This is a genomic window from Hypericibacter sp., assembly GCF_050729195.1.
In the GTDB taxonomy this organism is placed as follows: Bacteria; Pseudomonadota; Alphaproteobacteria; order Dongiales; family Dongiaceae; genus Hypericibacter.
Map to the genome: position 1 here is coordinate 1 of NZ_JBOHKS010000278.1, position 16,307 is coordinate 16,307.

The 16,307-nt window shown below is 66.4% G+C and carries 15 protein-coding genes; 9 read left to right on the top strand and 6 right to left on the bottom strand.

The window, feature by feature from the left end:
• From sucD to ACREE8_RS22730, 3 genes are all read right to left on the bottom strand, one after another.
• Positions 1–882, bottom strand: an 882-nt coding sequence (gene sucD / locus ACREE8_RS22720; RefSeq protein ID WP_431575301.1) for a succinate--CoA ligase subunit alpha, incomplete at its 3' end; no start/stop codon positions are given.
• 3 nt (positions 883–885) lie between these two features.
• The gene (sucC, locus tag ACREE8_RS22725) at positions 886–2,055 is read right to left on the bottom strand and encodes an ADP-forming succinate--CoA ligase subunit beta (RefSeq protein WP_431575302.1); all 1,170 of its coding nucleotides are present in this window, start codon (positions 2,053–2,055) and stop codon (positions 886–888) included.
• 293 nt (positions 2,056–2,348) lie between these two features.
• Entirely contained in the window at positions 2,349–4,544 is a 2,196-nt protein-coding gene (locus ACREE8_RS22730) for a tetratricopeptide repeat protein (protein WP_431575303.1), read from the bottom strand.
• 158 nt (positions 4,545–4,702) lie between these two features.
• On the opposite strand from ACREE8_RS22730, the gene rfbC reads away from it, so the two are divergent.
• The 5 genes from rfbC to ACREE8_RS22755 all read left to right on the top strand — a co-directional run bounded on the left by rfbC (position 4,703) and on the right by ACREE8_RS22755 (position 8,774).
• Positions 4,703–5,266, top strand: coding sequence for a dTDP-4-dehydrorhamnose 3,5-epimerase (rfbC, locus tag ACREE8_RS22735; RefSeq protein ID WP_431575304.1), 564 nt, complete (start codon positions 4,703–4,705; stop codon positions 5,264–5,266).
• Positions 5,267–5,390: 124 nt separating this feature from the next.
• Positions 5,391–6,473: a dTDP-glucose 4,6-dehydratase gene (gene rfbB, locus ACREE8_RS22740; protein ID WP_431575305.1), complete on the top strand. Its 1,083-nt coding sequence runs from the start codon at positions 5,391–5,393 to the stop codon at positions 6,471–6,473.
• A 17-nt stretch (positions 6,474–6,490) separates the two neighbouring features.
• Entirely contained in the window at positions 6,491–7,399 is a 909-nt protein-coding gene (gene rfbD, locus ACREE8_RS22745) for a dTDP-4-dehydrorhamnose reductase (protein ID WP_431575306.1), read from the top strand.
• Positions 7,396–8,277: a glucose-1-phosphate thymidylyltransferase RfbA gene (gene rfbA, locus ACREE8_RS22750; RefSeq protein ID WP_431575307.1), complete on the top strand. Its 882-nt coding sequence runs from the start codon at positions 7,396–7,398 to the stop codon at positions 8,275–8,277. The genes rfbD and rfbA overlap by 4 nt, the downstream gene beginning before the upstream one ends.
• Positions 8,277–8,774 carry a tetratricopeptide repeat protein gene (locus ACREE8_RS22755; RefSeq protein ID WP_431575308.1) on the top strand — a complete coding sequence of 166 codons (498 nt, stop codon included), beginning with the start codon at positions 8,277–8,279 and terminating at the stop codon, positions 8,772–8,774. The genes rfbA and ACREE8_RS22755 overlap by 1 nt, the downstream gene beginning before the upstream one ends.
• A gap of 25 nt (positions 8,775–8,799) precedes the next feature.
• Here the strand turns inward: ACREE8_RS22755 and ACREE8_RS22760 are convergent, their stop codons facing one another.
• The 3 genes from ACREE8_RS22760 to ACREE8_RS22770 form a co-directional block, all read right to left on the bottom strand.
• Positions 8,800–9,432, bottom strand: coding sequence for a LysE family translocator (locus ACREE8_RS22760; protein ID WP_431575309.1), 633 nt, complete (start codon positions 9,430–9,432; stop codon positions 8,800–8,802).
• 38 nt (positions 9,433–9,470) lie between these two features.
• Entirely contained in the window at positions 9,471–11,216 is a 1,746-nt protein-coding gene (locus ACREE8_RS22765) for a glycosyltransferase family 4 protein (protein ID WP_431575310.1), read from the bottom strand.
• A gap of 221 nt (positions 11,217–11,437) precedes the next feature.
• Complete coding sequence (locus ACREE8_RS22770) at positions 11,438–11,638, bottom strand: heavy-metal-associated domain-containing protein (RefSeq protein WP_431575311.1); 201 nt, start codon at positions 11,636–11,638, stop codon at positions 11,438–11,440.
• A gap of 109 nt (positions 11,639–11,747) precedes the next feature.
• On the opposite strand from ACREE8_RS22770, the gene ACREE8_RS22775 reads away from it, so the two are divergent.
• From ACREE8_RS22775 to ACREE8_RS22790, 4 genes are all read left to right on the top strand, one after another.
• Complete coding sequence (locus ACREE8_RS22775; RefSeq protein WP_431575312.1) at positions 11,748–14,096, top strand: heavy metal translocating P-type ATPase; 2,349 nt, start codon at positions 11,748–11,750, stop codon at positions 14,094–14,096.
• Positions 14,097–14,102: 6 nt separating this feature from the next.
• Positions 14,103–14,498: a Cu(I)-responsive transcriptional regulator gene (gene cueR / locus ACREE8_RS22780; RefSeq protein ID WP_431575313.1), complete on the top strand. Its 396-nt coding sequence runs from the start codon at positions 14,103–14,105 to the stop codon at positions 14,496–14,498.
• Positions 14,499–14,627: 129 nt separating this feature from the next.
• Positions 14,628–15,614 carry a hopanoid-associated sugar epimerase gene (gene hpnA / locus ACREE8_RS22785; protein ID WP_431575314.1) on the top strand — a complete coding sequence of 329 codons (987 nt, stop codon included), beginning with the start codon at positions 14,628–14,630 and terminating at the stop codon, positions 15,612–15,614.
• A gap of 331 nt (positions 15,615–15,945) precedes the next feature.
• Positions 15,946–16,307 (top strand): hypothetical protein (locus ACREE8_RS22790; RefSeq protein ID WP_431575315.1); only part of this gene is annotated, 362 nt, incomplete at its 3' end.

Below are 16,307 nucleotides of genomic sequence, written 5' to 3' on the forward strand. Positions count from 1 at the left end.
CGCCTTGAGCGCACGCAGCATGGTGGCGCCGAGTTCGCCCGGGGAGGGCGACACCAGCACACCCGCCGATTGCAGCGCCTCGATCTTCGCCGCGGCCGTTTCTCCGCCTTGCGTGACGATGGCGCCGGCATGACCCATGCGACGGCCGGGCGGCGCGCTCAAGCCCGCGATGAATCCCACCACCGGCTTCTTGTGCTTCTCGCGCTTGAGGAACTCGGCGGCATCCACTTCGGGCGTGCCGCCGATCTCACCGATCATGATGACCGCATCGGTGCCGGGGTCGGCCATGAAGAGCTCGAGGCAATCGACGAAGTTGGTGCCGTTCACGGGATCGCCGCCGATACCGACCAGGGTCGACTGGCCGAGCCCCGCCGCCGTGGTCTGCGTCGCCGCCTCATAAGAAAGGGTCCCCGAGCGCGAGACGATGCCGATCCGGCCCGGGCGGTGGATATAGCCCGGCATGATGCCGATCTTGCAGCCGCCCGGCTGACCCGGGGTGATGAGGCCCGGGCAATTGGGACCGATCACGCGCGACTTCGAGCGCGAGGCCTCGCGCTTGACCCGCGCCATGTCCTGGACCGGAATGCCGTCGGTGATGGCGACCACGATGGCGATGCCGGCGTCGATCGCCTCGAGAATGGCGTCGGCGGCATAGGCCGGCGGCACATAGACCGCGCTGGCGGTGGCACCGGTGCGCGCCACCGCTTCCATGACCGTGTTGAAGACCGGCAGGCCCAGATGCGAGGAGCCGCCGCGGCCGGGCGTGACCCCGCCGACCATCCTGGTGCCGTACTCGATCGCCTGCTGCGAGTGGAAGGTGCCTTGCGTGCCGGTGAAGCCCTGGCAGATGACCTTGGTTTCGGGGGTGACGAGAATGGCCATGGCTCAGCGCCCTCCCTCGACGGCGGCGACGATCTTCTGCGCCGCGTCGGCCAAGGTCGTCGCCGGGATGATGTTGAGGCCCGACTTGCTCAAGATCTCGCGACCCAGCTCGACATTGGTGCCTTCGAGACGCACCACCAGCGGACGGTCGAGCCCGACCTCGCGCGCCGCGCCCACGATGCCCTCGGCGATCGCGTTGCAGCGCATCATGCCGCCGAACACATTGACCAGGATCCCCTTCACCTCCGGATCGGAATAGATCAGGCGGAAGGCGGTCGCGACACGCTCCTTGGTGGCCGCACCGGCGATATCCATGAAGTTGGCCGGACGTCCGCCATTGAGCTTGATGATGTCCATGGTCGCCATGGCGAGCCCGGCGCCGTTGACCATGCAGCCGATATCGCCGGAGAGCTTTACATAGTTGAGGTCGTGGCGCTGCGCCTCGCGCTCGAGCGGATCGTACTCGTCGTCGTCGCGCAGCTCCTCGATGTCGCGATGGCGGAACAGCGCATTGTCGTCGAAGCTCATCTTGGCATCGAGCGCCACCAGCTTGTTGGCGCTGGTCACGACCAGGGGGTTGATCTCGATCATGCCGGCATCGAGCTCGACGAAGGCGCGATGCAGCGACAGCAGCAGGCGGACGAGCTTATGGACCTCGCGCTCCTTGAGACCCAGCGCGAAGGCCACCTTGCGCGCATGAAACCCTTGCATGTCGGCCGCCGGCGGCAGCGCCACCCGGACGATCTTCTCCGGTGTCTTGGCCGCGACCTCTTCGATATCCATGCCGCCTTCGGTCGAGGCGATCACCATGATGCCGCCCGTCCGACGGTCGATCAGCAGCGCCAGATAGAGCTCGCGCGCGATGTCGCTGCCCTGCTCGATATAGACGCGCTTGACCTCCTTGCCCTCGGGCCCGGTCTGGTGCGTGACCAGCCGCATGCCCAGCATCCGGTCGGCGATCGCGACAACCTCCTTGACCGAACGGCAGATCTTGACGCCGCCGGCCTTGCCGCGCCCGCCGGCATGGATCTGCGCCTTGACCACCCAGACAGGACCGTCCAGCTCCTCGGCCACCGCCTCCGCTTCCTGCGGTGTATGCGCGACGTCGCCGCGCGGCACCGGCACGCCGTAGCGACGCAGCAACTGCTTGGCCTGATATTCATGGATATTCATGGTGCGGTTCCCCCGGCTCAGCGTGACGTCCAGCAATATCGGCGGAGCCTGCAACACAGCAGGGCGGCGCCGTCTCGGCGGTTCAGCGATGTCATGGGAAACCCCCGGATCTCTGTCAGGGGCACTCGTGGGATCGATGCTATGCGAGAGCGATGCGTCCCGGCATCGGACATTGCGACGCAGGCGGGGCTGCGCGCGACATGGCCGAGCGGCGGCGGATATCGTTTACCCTAGGATGAAATGCCGGGGCGATCGTCGCTCCGCTGCAGGCGGAAATCGTCTCGTTCCGGCGATCAGGAGCTCGGTGGAATCGGCGCGAAGGGCGCGGATTCCATCGGGTCGCGGTCCGCGACCACGATGGGCGTCGGCGGCTTGTTGGCTTCATGGAGATTCCAGATGCCGATCAGGGCCGCCTCGAGATTGCGCACGAACCGCGCCGTGTCGAACAGGGGCCAGCGCATGCGCCGCTCTGCCAGTGTCCGCCGGATGCCCCGCAGCCGCGCCGGGTCGCGCACCAGTTCCAGCACCAGCGCTTCATAGCGCTCGAGATTGTGGGCGATCAGCTCCTGCAGGCCGAGATTGGTCAGCAAGCTGGCGGAGACCCGGTTGGCGAAATGCGTCCCCGAAAATCCCACGACCGGCACGCCCGCCCAGAGCGCGTCGCTGGAGGTCGTGTGGCCGTTATAGATCATCGTGTCGAGTGCCAGATCGGCCAGCGCCAGACGCGCCAGATGCTGATCCTTGGGCAGCTTGCCGTCGAACAGCAGCCGTTCGGGCGCGACGCCCCGGGCCACCGCCTCGCGCTTCAGATTCTCCTCGGCCTGCGGATTGGAGCGCAGCAGCCACAGCACCGACCCCGGGACCGCCTTCAGCAGGCGCATCCAGAGATCGAACATGGCCGGCTCGATCTTGTAGGTGTTGTTGAAGCAGCAGAACAGGAACGCGTTCTCCGGCAGATGGAAATCGGCACGCCGGAAGGTCTTGGTCGAAATGGCCTGGCTGGAATCGTTGATCTGATAGGAATGCGGCATCCAGATCAGCCGCTCGGAGAAGGACGAGACCTGCGACTGCGGCAGGACGGTCTGGTCCACGATCGCATAGTCGAAGAAGCTGGCGCCGGTCGAGCCCGGAAATCCCAGCCAGCTCACCTGCAACGGCGCCGGGCGAAGGGCCGGGATGTCGAGGCGATGACCCGCCACATAGCCGGTGATCTCGATCAGGATATCGACGCCGTCCTCATAGATGCGCCGCGCGCCGGCCGCGGTGCCGGTGCTGCGCAGATCGACGAAGAGATCGCAACTGGAGGCGATATGGCTGCGATAGGCGCTGCCATCGTCGGGACCGTAGGAATAGCCGATCACCCGGAACCGGTTGCGATCGTGACGCTGGAACAGGCTGCGCACGAGATGCGCCACCGGGTGATTGCGAAAATCGCCGCTGAGATAGCCGACGGTGAGCTTCTTGCGCGGTCCCCGCCGGCGATCATGCGGGAAATGCATGTTGAGGCTCGCCATGCTGGCGAGAAGATCCTTCGAGGCGGCGCGGGCAACGCGCAGATTGCGAACCGGATCGGCCGAACGCACGATGGACAGCAGCGGAGTCTCGCCGGATTTGATCCCCCGCATCAGCGCCGGCCCGGTCAGCTGATCCAGCTTCGCTTCCAGCGCCGGCATGTCGCGCCAGTCGCAGACGTGCTGAAGATAGTGAATCAGGTTGCCCAGCGCCTCGGGATAGTTGGGTCGCAGCTCCAGTGCCCGGCGTGCCGAGGCGATGGCGCCCGGCAGATCGCCCACATCCTTCAGGGCGGCCGCCAGGCGGCTATGGCCTTCGGCCATGCTGGGGTCGACGGCAATCGCCTTCTTGTAGCAGGCGGTAGCGGCCTCGATCTGGCCGCGGCTCTGATAGATCAGACCGAGATTGGTCTGCGCGGACACATTGCGCGGATCGATCGCGATCGCGCGCGTGAAATAGGTGGCGGCCTCCTCGAGCCGTCCCTGCCGGGCCAGCATGGCACCGAGATTCTGTTGCGCTTGCGCGTCGCCGGGATTCTTCGTGACCGCCTTCTGCATCAGCTCCAGCGCCTCGGCAAAGCGCCCAAGCTTGAGGCGCAGCACGGCCCCGGCATGCAGCGTCTCGAAATCCTCGGCCCGCGCCGCGAGCAGTGGCTCGAGGATGGCGCCCGCCGCTTCGAGATTACCCGCTTGTAATTCGTCGACGGCCGTCTTGACCCGCCGGGCATGCTCGGCTTCGGCGCTGCCCGGCACAACGACAACGGCAGCGACCGCGGGCGCCGAGGTAATCAGCGCGAGTCCGAGCTGCGCCTGGGCCGAGGGATCGCGCTTTCCCGCCGTCGGCCGCATTCGCGCCGGCGCGGACGCCGCCTTCGATGCAGCGGCCGGCTTGCTCGCCGCAGCCTTGCGGGCGGGTTTCTTGGCTGCGAGCGATTTGGCGGATTTCTTCGCGCCGCGTTTGCGTTTGTCGGTGGCCATAACCCCTCGAGCCTGGGCCGCTTCGGCTGCGAGTCCCGTCGCCGGTACGCGTCAGACAAGATGACCCTCGAACTTGCCGCTGCACCGGCACGCCATGCTAATGTCGGGCGGGCTTTCTCGCCACCCCATGCTTCTTAACCCTAATCGAACCCGAGTCGATGCAAATCGAAGATACAGCGATCTCCGGCGTCAAGATTCTGACCGCACCCCGCTTTTCCGATCGCCGCGGCTTCTTCGCCGAGTGGTTCAACCGCGAGAAGCTGAAACAGGCCGGTCTCGATCTGGATTTCTGCCAGGACAATCTCTCGCTCTCGACCCATGTCGGCACGCTGCGGGGCCTGCATTTCCAGCTCCCGCCGGCCGCGCAGGCGAAGCTCGTGGGTGTCATGCAGGGCCGGATCTTCGACGTCGCCCTCGATCTGCGTCGCGGATCGCCGACCTACCGCCAGCATGTCGCCGCCGAGCTCAGCGCCGAGCGCGGCAACCAGATGCTGGTCCCGGCCGGCTTTGCCCATGGGTTCTGCACGCTCGAGCCCGACAGCCTGATCTTTTATAAGGTATCGGCTCCGTTCTCGGCGCCTCATGATTCAGGCATCAATTGGAACGATCCGAGCCTCGGAATCGACTGGCCGGTTAAGGAAGCATCAGCGGTATTATCGGAAAAAGATACCAGACTGCCCTTTCTCGCGGATACGGACCTCCCGTTTCGCTATGCCGACTGAGCCTGACAGGACTTGCGTGGATATTCCCGCGCAAGCCATTTCGATTTCGTTACCCACGGAATTTCCGACGGACCGATAACGAGCGGCGACAATTGAGCGTGAGAGGCCATCGAGCATGACGGGAATGCGGATCATCGTAACCGGCGGCGCCGGCTTCATCGGATCGGCGTTGTGCCGCTATCTGATCCACGAGACCAATGCCGACCTGCTGGTGGTGGACAAGCTGACCTATGCCGCCAACCTGGAATCGCTGAGCGACGTGCGCGACAGCGCGCGATTCCGGCTGCTCAAGGCCGACATCTGCGACGCCGCCTCGATGGAGTCCGCCTTTCGCCAGCATCGCCCCGACGCGATCATGCATCTGGCGGCGGAGTCCCATGTCGATCGCTCGATCGATGGCCCCGCTCCCTTCATCGACACCAATATCCGCGGCACCTATGTCCTGCTCGAAACCGCCCGTCGCTACTGGCGCGAGCTGGAGGAGCCCAAGCGGGCCCGATTCCGTTTCCATAATGTCTCGACCGACGAGGTCTATGGATCGCTGGGACCGGACGGTTTGTTCGAGGAGGAATCGCCCTATCAGCCGAACTCGCCCTATTCCGCCAGCAAGGCCGCGGCCGATCATCTGGCCCGCGCCTGGCATCACACCTACGGGCTGCCGGTCGTCATCAGCAACTGCTCCAACAATTACGGCCCCTGCCAGTTCCCGGAGAAACTCATCCCCCTGATGATCATCAATGCGCTCGAGGGCAAGAAGCTGCCGGTCTATGGCAAGGGCGAGAACCGGCGCGACTGGCTCTATGTCGAGGATCATGCCCGCGCCCTCTGGCTGGTGGTGACGCGGGGCCGCACCGGCGAAAAATACAATGTCGGCGGCGATGCCGAATGGACGAACATCGACGTGGTGCGCAAGCTCTGCGCCATTCTCGACCGCCTGGTCCCGGGCCGGCGTCATGAGGAACTGATCGAGTTCGTGTCGGACCGGCCGGGCCACGACATGCGCTATGCGATCGACGCGACCAAGATCAGGCAGGAGCTCGGCTGGCGGGCCCGGGAGAACTTCGACAGCGGTCTCGAGAAGACCGTGCGCTGGTATCTCGACAATCGCCGCTGGTGGGAGCGGATCCGCTCGGGCGTCTATCGGGGCGAAAGGCTGGGTATCACGTCCGAAACGGACCAGTCGGCCGGCCTCATCCCGCAAAGCTGAGCGGTCGGACGCTTCCCATGGCCCAACGGATCCTGGTCGCCGGTCATTCGGGGCAATTAGCGCGCGCACTCGCGAGCGTGCCCTTGCCCGGGGGCTTCGCGCTCGAATGCCGCGGCCGTGAGAGCCTGGACCTCATGGACCCGGCGCGGACGATCCGGGAGGTGGCCCAAAGCGGCGTCGATATCGTGATCAATGCCGCCGCCTACACCGCCGTCGACAAGGCCGAGTCGGAGCCCGATCTCGCCTTCCGTCTCAATCGCGACGGTGCCGCGGCCCTGGCCGAAGGGGCTGCCTCCTGCGGTGCCGCCCTGATCCATATTTCGACCGATTACGTGTTCGACGGCACCAAGCCGGCGCCCTATCGCGAAGACGATCCGGTCGGACCGGTGTCCGTCTATGGCGCCAGCAAGGAGGCGGGCGAGCGCGTCGTGCGGGAGCGGATCGATCGCCATGTGGTCCTGCGCACGGCCTGGGTCTACAGCCCCTCGGGCGAGGGCAGCTTCGTGCGCACCATGCTGCGGCTGGGCGCCGAGCGGCCGGAATTGCGGATCATCGACGACCAGCATGGCACGCCCACCGGCGCCGGAGACGCCGCGCGCGCGATGATCGCGATCGCGGCCGCGATCGCCGCCGGCAAGAGCGACGGCTATGGCACTTTCCATTACTGCAATACCGGTTCGACGACGCGATTCGGCCAAGCGAAATTCATCTTCGACTGGCTCGCCGCGCATGGCCATAAGGTCCCTCGCCTGACACCCATCCCGACCAGCGCCTATCCGATGCCGGCCCGGCGCCCGGCCAATTCCGTGCTGGATTGCGGACGCATCGGCGAGGTTTACGGTATCCTGCCGAGAGCCTGGGAAGTGAGCATGGCGGAATGCCTCTCCGAGATCATGGCCGCGGGCGGAACGAAGGATCTGACATGACGCGAAAAGGGATCATCCTGGCCGGCGGCAGCGGGACGCGGCTCTATCCCGTGACCCACGCCATCAGCAAGCAGCTGCTGCCGATCTACGACAAGCCGATGGTCTATTACCCGCTGGCGACCCTGATGCATGCGGGCATCCGCGAGATCCTGCTCATCAGCACGCCGCGCGACCTGCCGGGCTTCCGTGCCTTGTTCGGCAATGGCGGACGCTGGGGCCTCGATATCAGCTATGCCGAGCAGCCGCGCCCCGAAGGCCTGGCCCAGGCTTTCCTCATCGGCGCCGATTTCATCGGCGAGAGCCCCAGCGCCCTGGTGCTGGGCGACAATCTCTTCTTCGGACATGGCTTGACGGAGCTGCTGGAGCACGCCAACGGGCGCGACCAGGGTGCCACCGTCTTCGCCTATTGGGTGGACGATCCCGAGCGCTATGGCGTGGTCGAGTTCGACGCGCGGGGCCGCGCCCAGTCGATCGTCGAGAAGCCGAAGCAGCCGCGTTCCAATTGGGCGGTGACCGGTCTTTATTTCTACGATCCGGCGGTGGTCGAGATCGCGCGGCGCATCCGGCCGTCGGCGCGCGGCGAACTGGAGATCACCGACGTCAATGGCGCCTACCTCACCGCCGGGCGGCTCGAAGTCGAGAAGATGGGCCGCGGCTATGCCTGGCTCGATACCGGCACCCATGAGTCGCTGATCGAGGCGGCGAGCTTCGTGCGCATCATGGAGCAACGCCAGGGCCTCAAGATCGCCTGCATCGAGGAGATCGCCTATCGCAAGGGCTTCATCGACCGGCGCCAGCTGATGAAGCTCGCCGGCGAGTTGAAGGGCACCCGATATGGCCGTTATCTCGAAATCGTCGCCGCCGAGGAGATGCCCTGATGCGCCGCGCGAGAGGCATCGTCGCGGCTCTCTCTCTGGTCGGCGCCATGGCCATCGCCGGCGCCGCCCATGCCGGTTATGACGAGGGCATGGCCTATTACCAGAAGGGCGATTATTTCCGCGCCCTTTCGGAGCTCAAGCCCGAGGCCGAGAACGGCAACGCGCTGGCCCAGGTGCAGGTCGCCGGCATCTATCAATATGGCCTGGTCGGCGCTGCCAATTACGGCGAGGCCCTGAAGTGGTATCGGCAGGCGGCCGCGAAGGGCAATGCCGATGCCATGCTGGGCCTGGGCCTGATGTACGAGCTCGGCCAGGGCGTGCCGAAGGACCGGGTCGAATCGGTCAAATGGCTCACGCTCGCCTCGACGCGCTTCCCGCAAGGGCCGGACCGCAACCGGCTCATGACCGCGATCGATACGATGCGGCAGCAGATGAGCAACGACCAGCTCGACACAGCGCAGCGTCTGATCGATGCCTGGAAGCCGGGTGAGCCTTAGAGGGTCGGAAGCCCGCGGCGCGAGATCAGCTCGGGCGGCGCGTCAGCGCCAGCGACAATCCCAACAGGCACATGATGCCGCCGGCCGTCTGGCGGAGGCGGCGGATGATATGAGGCCGGCGCAGAAGCCTCGACCGCAGCGATGTCGCGCCCTGAACCACGGCGGCATCGACGGCGGTGTTCAAAAGCACCGAGATCAGCCCCAGCGCCACGAACTGCAGCGCGACGCTGCCGCGATTCGGATCCACGAATTGCGGAATGAAGGCCAGGAAGAACGCCGCCGTCTTGGGATTGAGCGCTTCCACCAGCACGCCTTCGCGAAAGGCGCGGCGCGCACCGGAGGGTGCGATGGCGACAAGGTCCGGCGCCAGCTTCGCGGCCCGCCAGGTCTTGATGCCGAGATAGATCAGATAGAGCGCGCCCAGAAACTTCAGGACCGTGAAGGCCTCGGCGCTCGCCAGCACCAGCGCCGAGACGCCGAGCGCTCCTGCCGTCACATGGACGAAGCCGCCGAGACCCGTCCCGAGCACGGAGGCAAAACCTTCCCCGCGTCCGCCGGAGAGCGTGCGCGCCGCCACATAAAGAATACCCGGGCCCGGCGTCAGCGCGATGACCAGGGCCGCTGCCAGGAAGAAGAGGAAGGAAACGCTGTCGATCATCTCGGCCTCGCGCCCTGGAGGATGGTGCTGCCGTCAGCTCACGCCGAGGGCTTGGTGAAGCGGACGAGCCCGATCTTGGCGAGCCAACCCAGGCTCCGGCGGGTCTGGTTGCGCCGCGGTCCGGGCGCCGCGGCGAGCAAGGTCTCGACCGACGAAGGCGACTTCGCGACCAGTTCCAGCAGCTTCACCAGCTCGGGCTCGGGCAGCAGCAGGCCCGGCATCAGATTGGCGAGCGGGATGGTCCGCAGTTCCGCCAGATGCTGCCGATTGCCGCCGGCAGCGGCGGTGGCGACCGTATCGCCATCGACGAATCCCGTCGGATAGGAGGCGAACAGACTGAAGGGATCGTCGCGCAGAGGATGGGGCGGCCGGCCGGCCTCGGGCGTCACGGATTCCGGCGCGCTGCGGCGGAGCTCAGCGAGCTCCTGCCACAAATCCTGATAGGCGCCGATCACCACCTGCCAGTCGAACTTCGATCGGGCATTCGCCAGTCCGGCGGCCCCCATGCGCTTTCTCAACGCCGGATCCTCGATCAGCTTGAGATAGGACCGCGCGCAGAACTCCACATCGACGGAAATGCTCTGGGCCGTCGTCATGCAATAGCGGCCATAGCTGTCGACCGAAATGGCATAGCGCAAACCGAGATCGGCACCCGTTCCCGGCGGCGGCATGAAGGTCGGCGCCGCGAAACCGACCTCGCCATCGATGACCGTGTCGCGATAACCGTCCCAGTCGCTGACCACGACCGGCAGCCCCGCCGCTTGCGCCTCGATGGGCGTCAGGCCAAAGGTCTCCTGGATGTTGTCCGAGAGCGAGGTGAAGATGTCGCCGGCATACCAGGCGCTCCAGCGATATTCCGGCTCGCGCGCATCCACATGGTGATAACGCACCGACGGCATGATGCGCTGCGCGGAGTCGACGAAGATCTTCTCGATCTCCGGTGAGGCATACCAGCCGGCCTGCAGCAGATGCAGCTTCTTCTTGGTCCGCCGGGCGGCCGCTTCCAGCGCCAGATACATCGGCAGCGGATTGGCTTTCTCGACATGGGTCAGCCGGCCGACGAAGAGGACGACGACATCCTCGGGCCCGATGCCGAGCTTCTGGCGCAGGGCCTGGCCGTCGCGCTGGCGTTCGGGCGTGGGCGCGAAGCCCTCGCAATCGACCCCGAGCGGGATGATCGGCAGCTTGAAGGGGGCCCGCACATCCTTGCCGCCGAAGCGCCGGCTCAGATAGTGGCTCCATTGATCGACCAGCCGCTCGACCATGGTCCGCACCTGGGTCGAGGTGCAGACCAGCGCATCCCACGCCTGGGTGGGACCGGCGACCGCCTCGGCGATGCCGTCCATCACCACATGCTCGGCCGTGGTATGGGTGACGCCGCAGATGCTGAAACGGCGCTGGTCGGCGACGCGCCGCTGCCAGGCGAAGTAACCGATATTCGGTCCCGGCCGGTAGAGACAGCCGGGCTCGCCCACGACCGCGAGGTCGAGCGGCGGCACCGCCGTGACCGGCTTGTCGGAACCGGCGATCTCCTGGACGCGGCGGGTGAAGTCCTCGAGATCCTGCTGGCGCATCGCATAGCAATAGAAGCGATCGACGCCGCCATGGCGCGCAAAGCCTTTGAGGAAGTTCTCGCTGGCCGACATGCGGCCCATCAGCTTGTGCTGCGCGGTGCTGTAATTGCCGCCGGCATAGACGAAGGCGGCGTTGGCGGCGCTGTTGACGCCGGACTTGCGGGCCGCGGGCGGCGTCGCGGTCGAGGTCTTCGGGTCGGAAGGCGTCATGGACGGGGTCTCGATCGTTGGCAAAGGGACCCGAAGGGCCGGAACGCCCGCCTGGAGCGTCTTCCGACTCCCCGACCGGCGCCAGAGTGTAGGAAGCGCCCACGCAACCGGCAACGGCCGACGGCCGATCCGATGCGGGCGACGGACTCTCGGTCAGGTCTGGTTGATCGATCGTGAAGGGGCTGGAGAGGATAGAAGCAAGGAGGTTCGAGAGCTCCCTCTCAGTCGAGCCGCCCCTCATTCGTGTAGCCGGCTTTTTGGATCGCTGCCGCGACGGCGCATTCGGCGACGCGGCCATCGACCGCCACTTCGCCGCTGGCCAGATCGACCTCGACTTTGGCATCCGGCGCCGCTTTGCGGATCGCCCGCGTCACCGCTTGGGCGCAGCCGTCGCAACTCATGCCGGAAACTCGGAATCGCATATCCACACTCCCTTTTCCCGCTTCCATCTGTCGGCCGAATGAACCAATGGGTCAAGCCACCGGGGCGGCAACCCGGCCATGCTGACAGCGCGGCCTTGACCTTCCCATCATGGGAACCCTCATCTGTAGCGGCATGAAAACCAACGCACCGCTCTCGCCAAAGCTCGCTTTGACCGCCCTGGGGCCCGTCGCTCTCGCGCCGGACAAGCCACAGTTATTTGATAAATATGAAGGAATTAAGGCCGACCGCGACCCGGCCGGAGACGGCGAGATCGCGCTCGAAATCGGCGGCATGAGCTGCGCCACCTGCGCCGGCCGCGTCGAACGCGCCCTCAAGGCGGTCCCCGGCGTCGTGAAGGCGGAGGTGAACCTTGCCAGCGAGCATGCCCGGGTCCGTTTCGCGTCCAGTCAGGCACCCCAACCCGATTCGCTGATCAAGGCCGTCACCGACGCCGGCTATGAGGCGCGGATGATCGATGTCGCCCATCCCCCGGCAGCATCGCCGCCGCAGGACGGCGCCGAGCGCATCAAGCTCGCCCTCGCCGGCCTCGCCTGCCTGCCCTTCCTGCTGCAGATGATCCTGCAGCTCTTCGGCGAGCATATGATGATGCCGGGCTGGCTCCAGTTGCTGCTGGCCGCACCCATCCAGTTCGGCCTCGGCGCGCGATTCTTTGGCGCCGCCTGGCGCGCGCTCAAGGCCCGCACCGGCAACATGGATCTCCTGGTCTCGATCGGCACCAGCGCCGCCTTCGGGCTCAGTCTTTATCTGATGGCGACGGCGCCTGCAGGCGCGATGCCCCATCTCTATTTCGAGGCGTCTGCCCTGGTCGTGACGCTGGTGCGGCTCGGCAAATGGCTCGAGAGCCGTGCCAAGCGGCGCACCCTCGCCGCCATCCGCGCCCTGACGGCGCTGCGGCCCGAGACGGCGCGCGTCTGGCGCGGCGATGCCTTCGTGGAGCTGCCGGCCGCCGAGATTCGCCCCGGCGACCGCGTGCAGATCCGTCCGGGCGAGCAGGTTCCCGTCGATGGCCGGGTCATCGAAGGTGCCAGCAGTCTCGATCAGTCGCTCCTGACCGGCGAAAGCCTGCCGGTCGAACGCCATCCGGGCGACGAGGTTGCGACCGGCGCCATCAATGGCGAGGGCGTACTGCTGGTCGAGACCTTGCGGATCGGGGCCGACACGTTGCTCGCCCGCATCATCCGCCTGGTCGAATCCGCCGAGGCCGGCAAGGCGCCGATCGAGCGCCTGGTCGACCGCGTGAGCGCGGTCTTCGTGCCGATCGTGCTGGCGATCGGGATCGCCACTTTCTTCGGCTGGTGGTTGGGCGTCGGCGATCCGGTCGCTGGCATCGTCAATGCGGTGACGGTGCTCGTGATCGCCTGCCCCTGCGCCCTGGGTTTGGCGACGCCGACGGCCGTGGTGGTGGGCTCCGGTGTCGGCGCGCGCCATGGCATCCTGATCCGCGACGGCGAGGCGCTGGAGCGCGCGCATGCCGTCACCACCGTCGCCTTCGACAAGACCGGCACCCTGACCCAGGGTCGCCCGGAGCTGGCAGCCCTGGCCTCGTTCGCGGGCGACGAGACCACGCTGTTGCGCCTCACCGCGGCGCTTCAGGCCGCGAGCCAACATCCCTTGGCCCGGGCCGTGACCGCCGCCGTGCAAGCGCGGCAGATCGTTGTGCCGCCCGCCGAGCAGGTTCAGGCTCTTCCCGGCCGCGGCGTTGCGGGCAAGGTCGAAGGCCAGGCCTTGTTGCTCGGCAGCCGTCGCCTGATGAAGGAAAGCGGCGTGGACGAAGGGACATTGGATCGGATCGCGGCGCGCGTCGATGCGCCCGGCCGCAGCCTCTCCTATCTGGCACAGGCCGCGGCCGCCGGCCGGCCGGCGATACTCATCGGTGCCCTCGGCTTCGCCGATCCGATCCGGCCGGAGGCCCGCGACGCCGTGACGGCGTTGACGCGAGCCGGCATCGAGAGCGCCATGCTGACCGGCGACAATGAAGCGGCGGCCCGCGCGGTGGCGCAGGCAATCGGCATCACCCAGGTCGAGGCCGAGCTCTTGCCCGCCGACAAGGTGGCCGCTCTCGCCCGGCTCAAGGGACCGCATCGCGTGGTGGCCATGGTCGGCGACGGCATCAATGACGCGCCTGCCTTGGCGGCAGCCGATATCGGCTTCGCCATGGCGAGCGGCAGCGACATCGCGCTCCATGCCGCCGGCATCACCTTGATGCGGGGCGATCCGCGCCTCGCCGTCGCCGCCATCGCCTTGTCACGGCGCACTTACGCGAAGATCCGGCAAAATCTGTTCTGGGCCTTCGTCTATAATCTGCTGGGCATCCCGCTCGCGGCCTTCGGCCTGCTGGGGCCCGTCGCCGCCGGTGCCGCCATGGCCCTTTCCAGTGTCAGCGTGGTCGCCAATGCGTTGCTGCTCGGCCGCTGGCGTCCGGATATCGAGGAGTGACATCCGATGAAAACGATCGGCGAAGCTGCAAAACAGAGCGGTATTTCCGCCAAGATGATCCGTCACTATGATGCGATCGGGCTGGTTCGTCCCTCGGCGCGCTCCGAGGCCGGCTACCGGCATTACACCGACAGCGACGTCCACACCCTGAGCTTCGTCCGGCGCGCGCGCCATCTGGGCTTCTCGCTCGATCAGACCGCGAAGCTGCTGCAGCTCTGGCGCGACCGCCAGCGCGCCAGCGCCGAGGTCAAATCGCTGGCCCTGCGCCATATCGAAGAGCTCGACGAGAAGATCGCCGAGCTCGAGGCCATGCGCCGCACGCTCGACCATCTGGCGCGCCATTGCCATGGCGACCATCGTCCCGACTGTCCGATCATCGACGACCTCGCGACCAAACCCTGATCCGCCCGCCCACATACCATCCCGCATACCATCAGCCGGCTGGCCATCAAGCGTCTGGCCTCCGCCGCCCGGGAACGCGATAGTGGGCGCCCAAACGACTCGCTTTCCTGCCTGGCGGACCTCACTGCCATGACCACGCTGATAACGGGTGCCACGGGATTCGTCGGCTCGGCGCTGGCCCACAAGCTTCTCGCGCGCGGCGAGACCGTGCGCGTGCTGGTGCGGCCGACCGCTGATCGCCGCAACCTGGAGCCGCTCCGCGTCGAGATCGTCACCGGCGATCTGAGCGACCCCGTCTCGCTCGCAGCAGCCATCAAGGGCTGCGACACGCTCTTTCATGTGGCGGCCGACTATCGGCTCTGGGTTCCCGATCCGGCCCCCATGTTCCAGGCCAATGTCGAGGGCACGCGAGCACTCATGCAGGCCGCCGCCGAAGCCGGCCTGCGGCGCATCGTCTATACCAGCAGCGTCGCGACCCTGTTGCCGCGACCGGACAGCAGCCCTGCCCATGAGGAACATGCCGGCAGCGCCGCCGACATGATCGGCGCCTACAAGCAATCGAAACATGCCGCCGAAGTCATCGTGCGCGCGATGATCGCGGAAGGGCTGCCCGTGATCATCGTCCATCCCTCGACGCCGATCGGCCCTCGCGACATCAAGCCGACGCCGACCGGCAAGATGGTGGTCGACGCTGCCAATGGCCGGATGCCGGCTTATGTGGACACCGGTCTCAATGTCGTCCATGTGGACGATGTCGCCGAGGGCCATATCCTGGCGCTCGAGCGCGGCCGCGTCGGACGCAATTATATCCTGGGCTCGGAGAATCTGAGCCTCGCCAGCATCCTCGCGATGGTCGCCGAACAGACCCATCGTCCGCCGCCGCGCCTGAAGCTGCCGCATGGCCTGGTGATGCCGATCGCAGGCCTGGCCGAGCTTTGGGCCCGGACCACCGGCAGCGAACCCTTCGCGACCCGCGAGGCGGTGAAGCTCGCGCGCAAGACGATGTTCTTCACCAGCGAGCGCGCGATCCAGGAACTGGGCTATCGCCCGCGGCCCGCGCGCGAGGCGATCGCGGACGCGATCACCTGGTTCCGCGAGCATGGCTATGTCCGGTGATCCTTTGCTGAGACGACAGAGCCGCGTGTGACGCGCATCGCCTCGATAGGAACGATGTCATCCTATTCGTGGGCGCAATGCTCGATATACCCAGCCCGATGACCTGCGATCTCTGTTCGCGCTCGACCGCCGCGCGGCTCGCAACGCCCCGTCGAGGTCAGGCCCGAACGCAGTTTAACAAATTGTAATCGCTTGAATTTTTCAGCCGGGGCCAAGGCCAGGAACATCCTCCTTTCGGATGGCTGGCGCACCGGCCAACTCTGCTTTATGAACTTGTTGCTACATACAGGTTTCATTTCAGAGTCAGATCGACGCACCACCGAGCCGCCGGATGCCATTTCCCTCCCCGATATCCGGTCTCGGACTTCGTTTCGCGCGCTGGCGCTGGTGGATTCCGATCGTCTCCAGCCTGCTGCTCTATCTCCTCGCCGATCTGCTCGCCCAACGGCTGTTCGAGATCCGCATCGTGCGCAGCCGCATGTTGTGGGATGGCGGCCTGCTGCTGGCGGTCTCCTGGCTCCTGTTCCTGGCTTCGCGCCGCGTCTGGATCTTTTTGCTGATCCAGACCCTGCTGGTCGCGGCCTTGTGGATCGGCAATCCGGTGAAGATCGCGCTGCTGGGCCGGCCAATGATGCCGGACGACATCGATTCCTTTCCGGCCCTGGTCGAGGTGCTGGGACCGTTGGGCTGGGT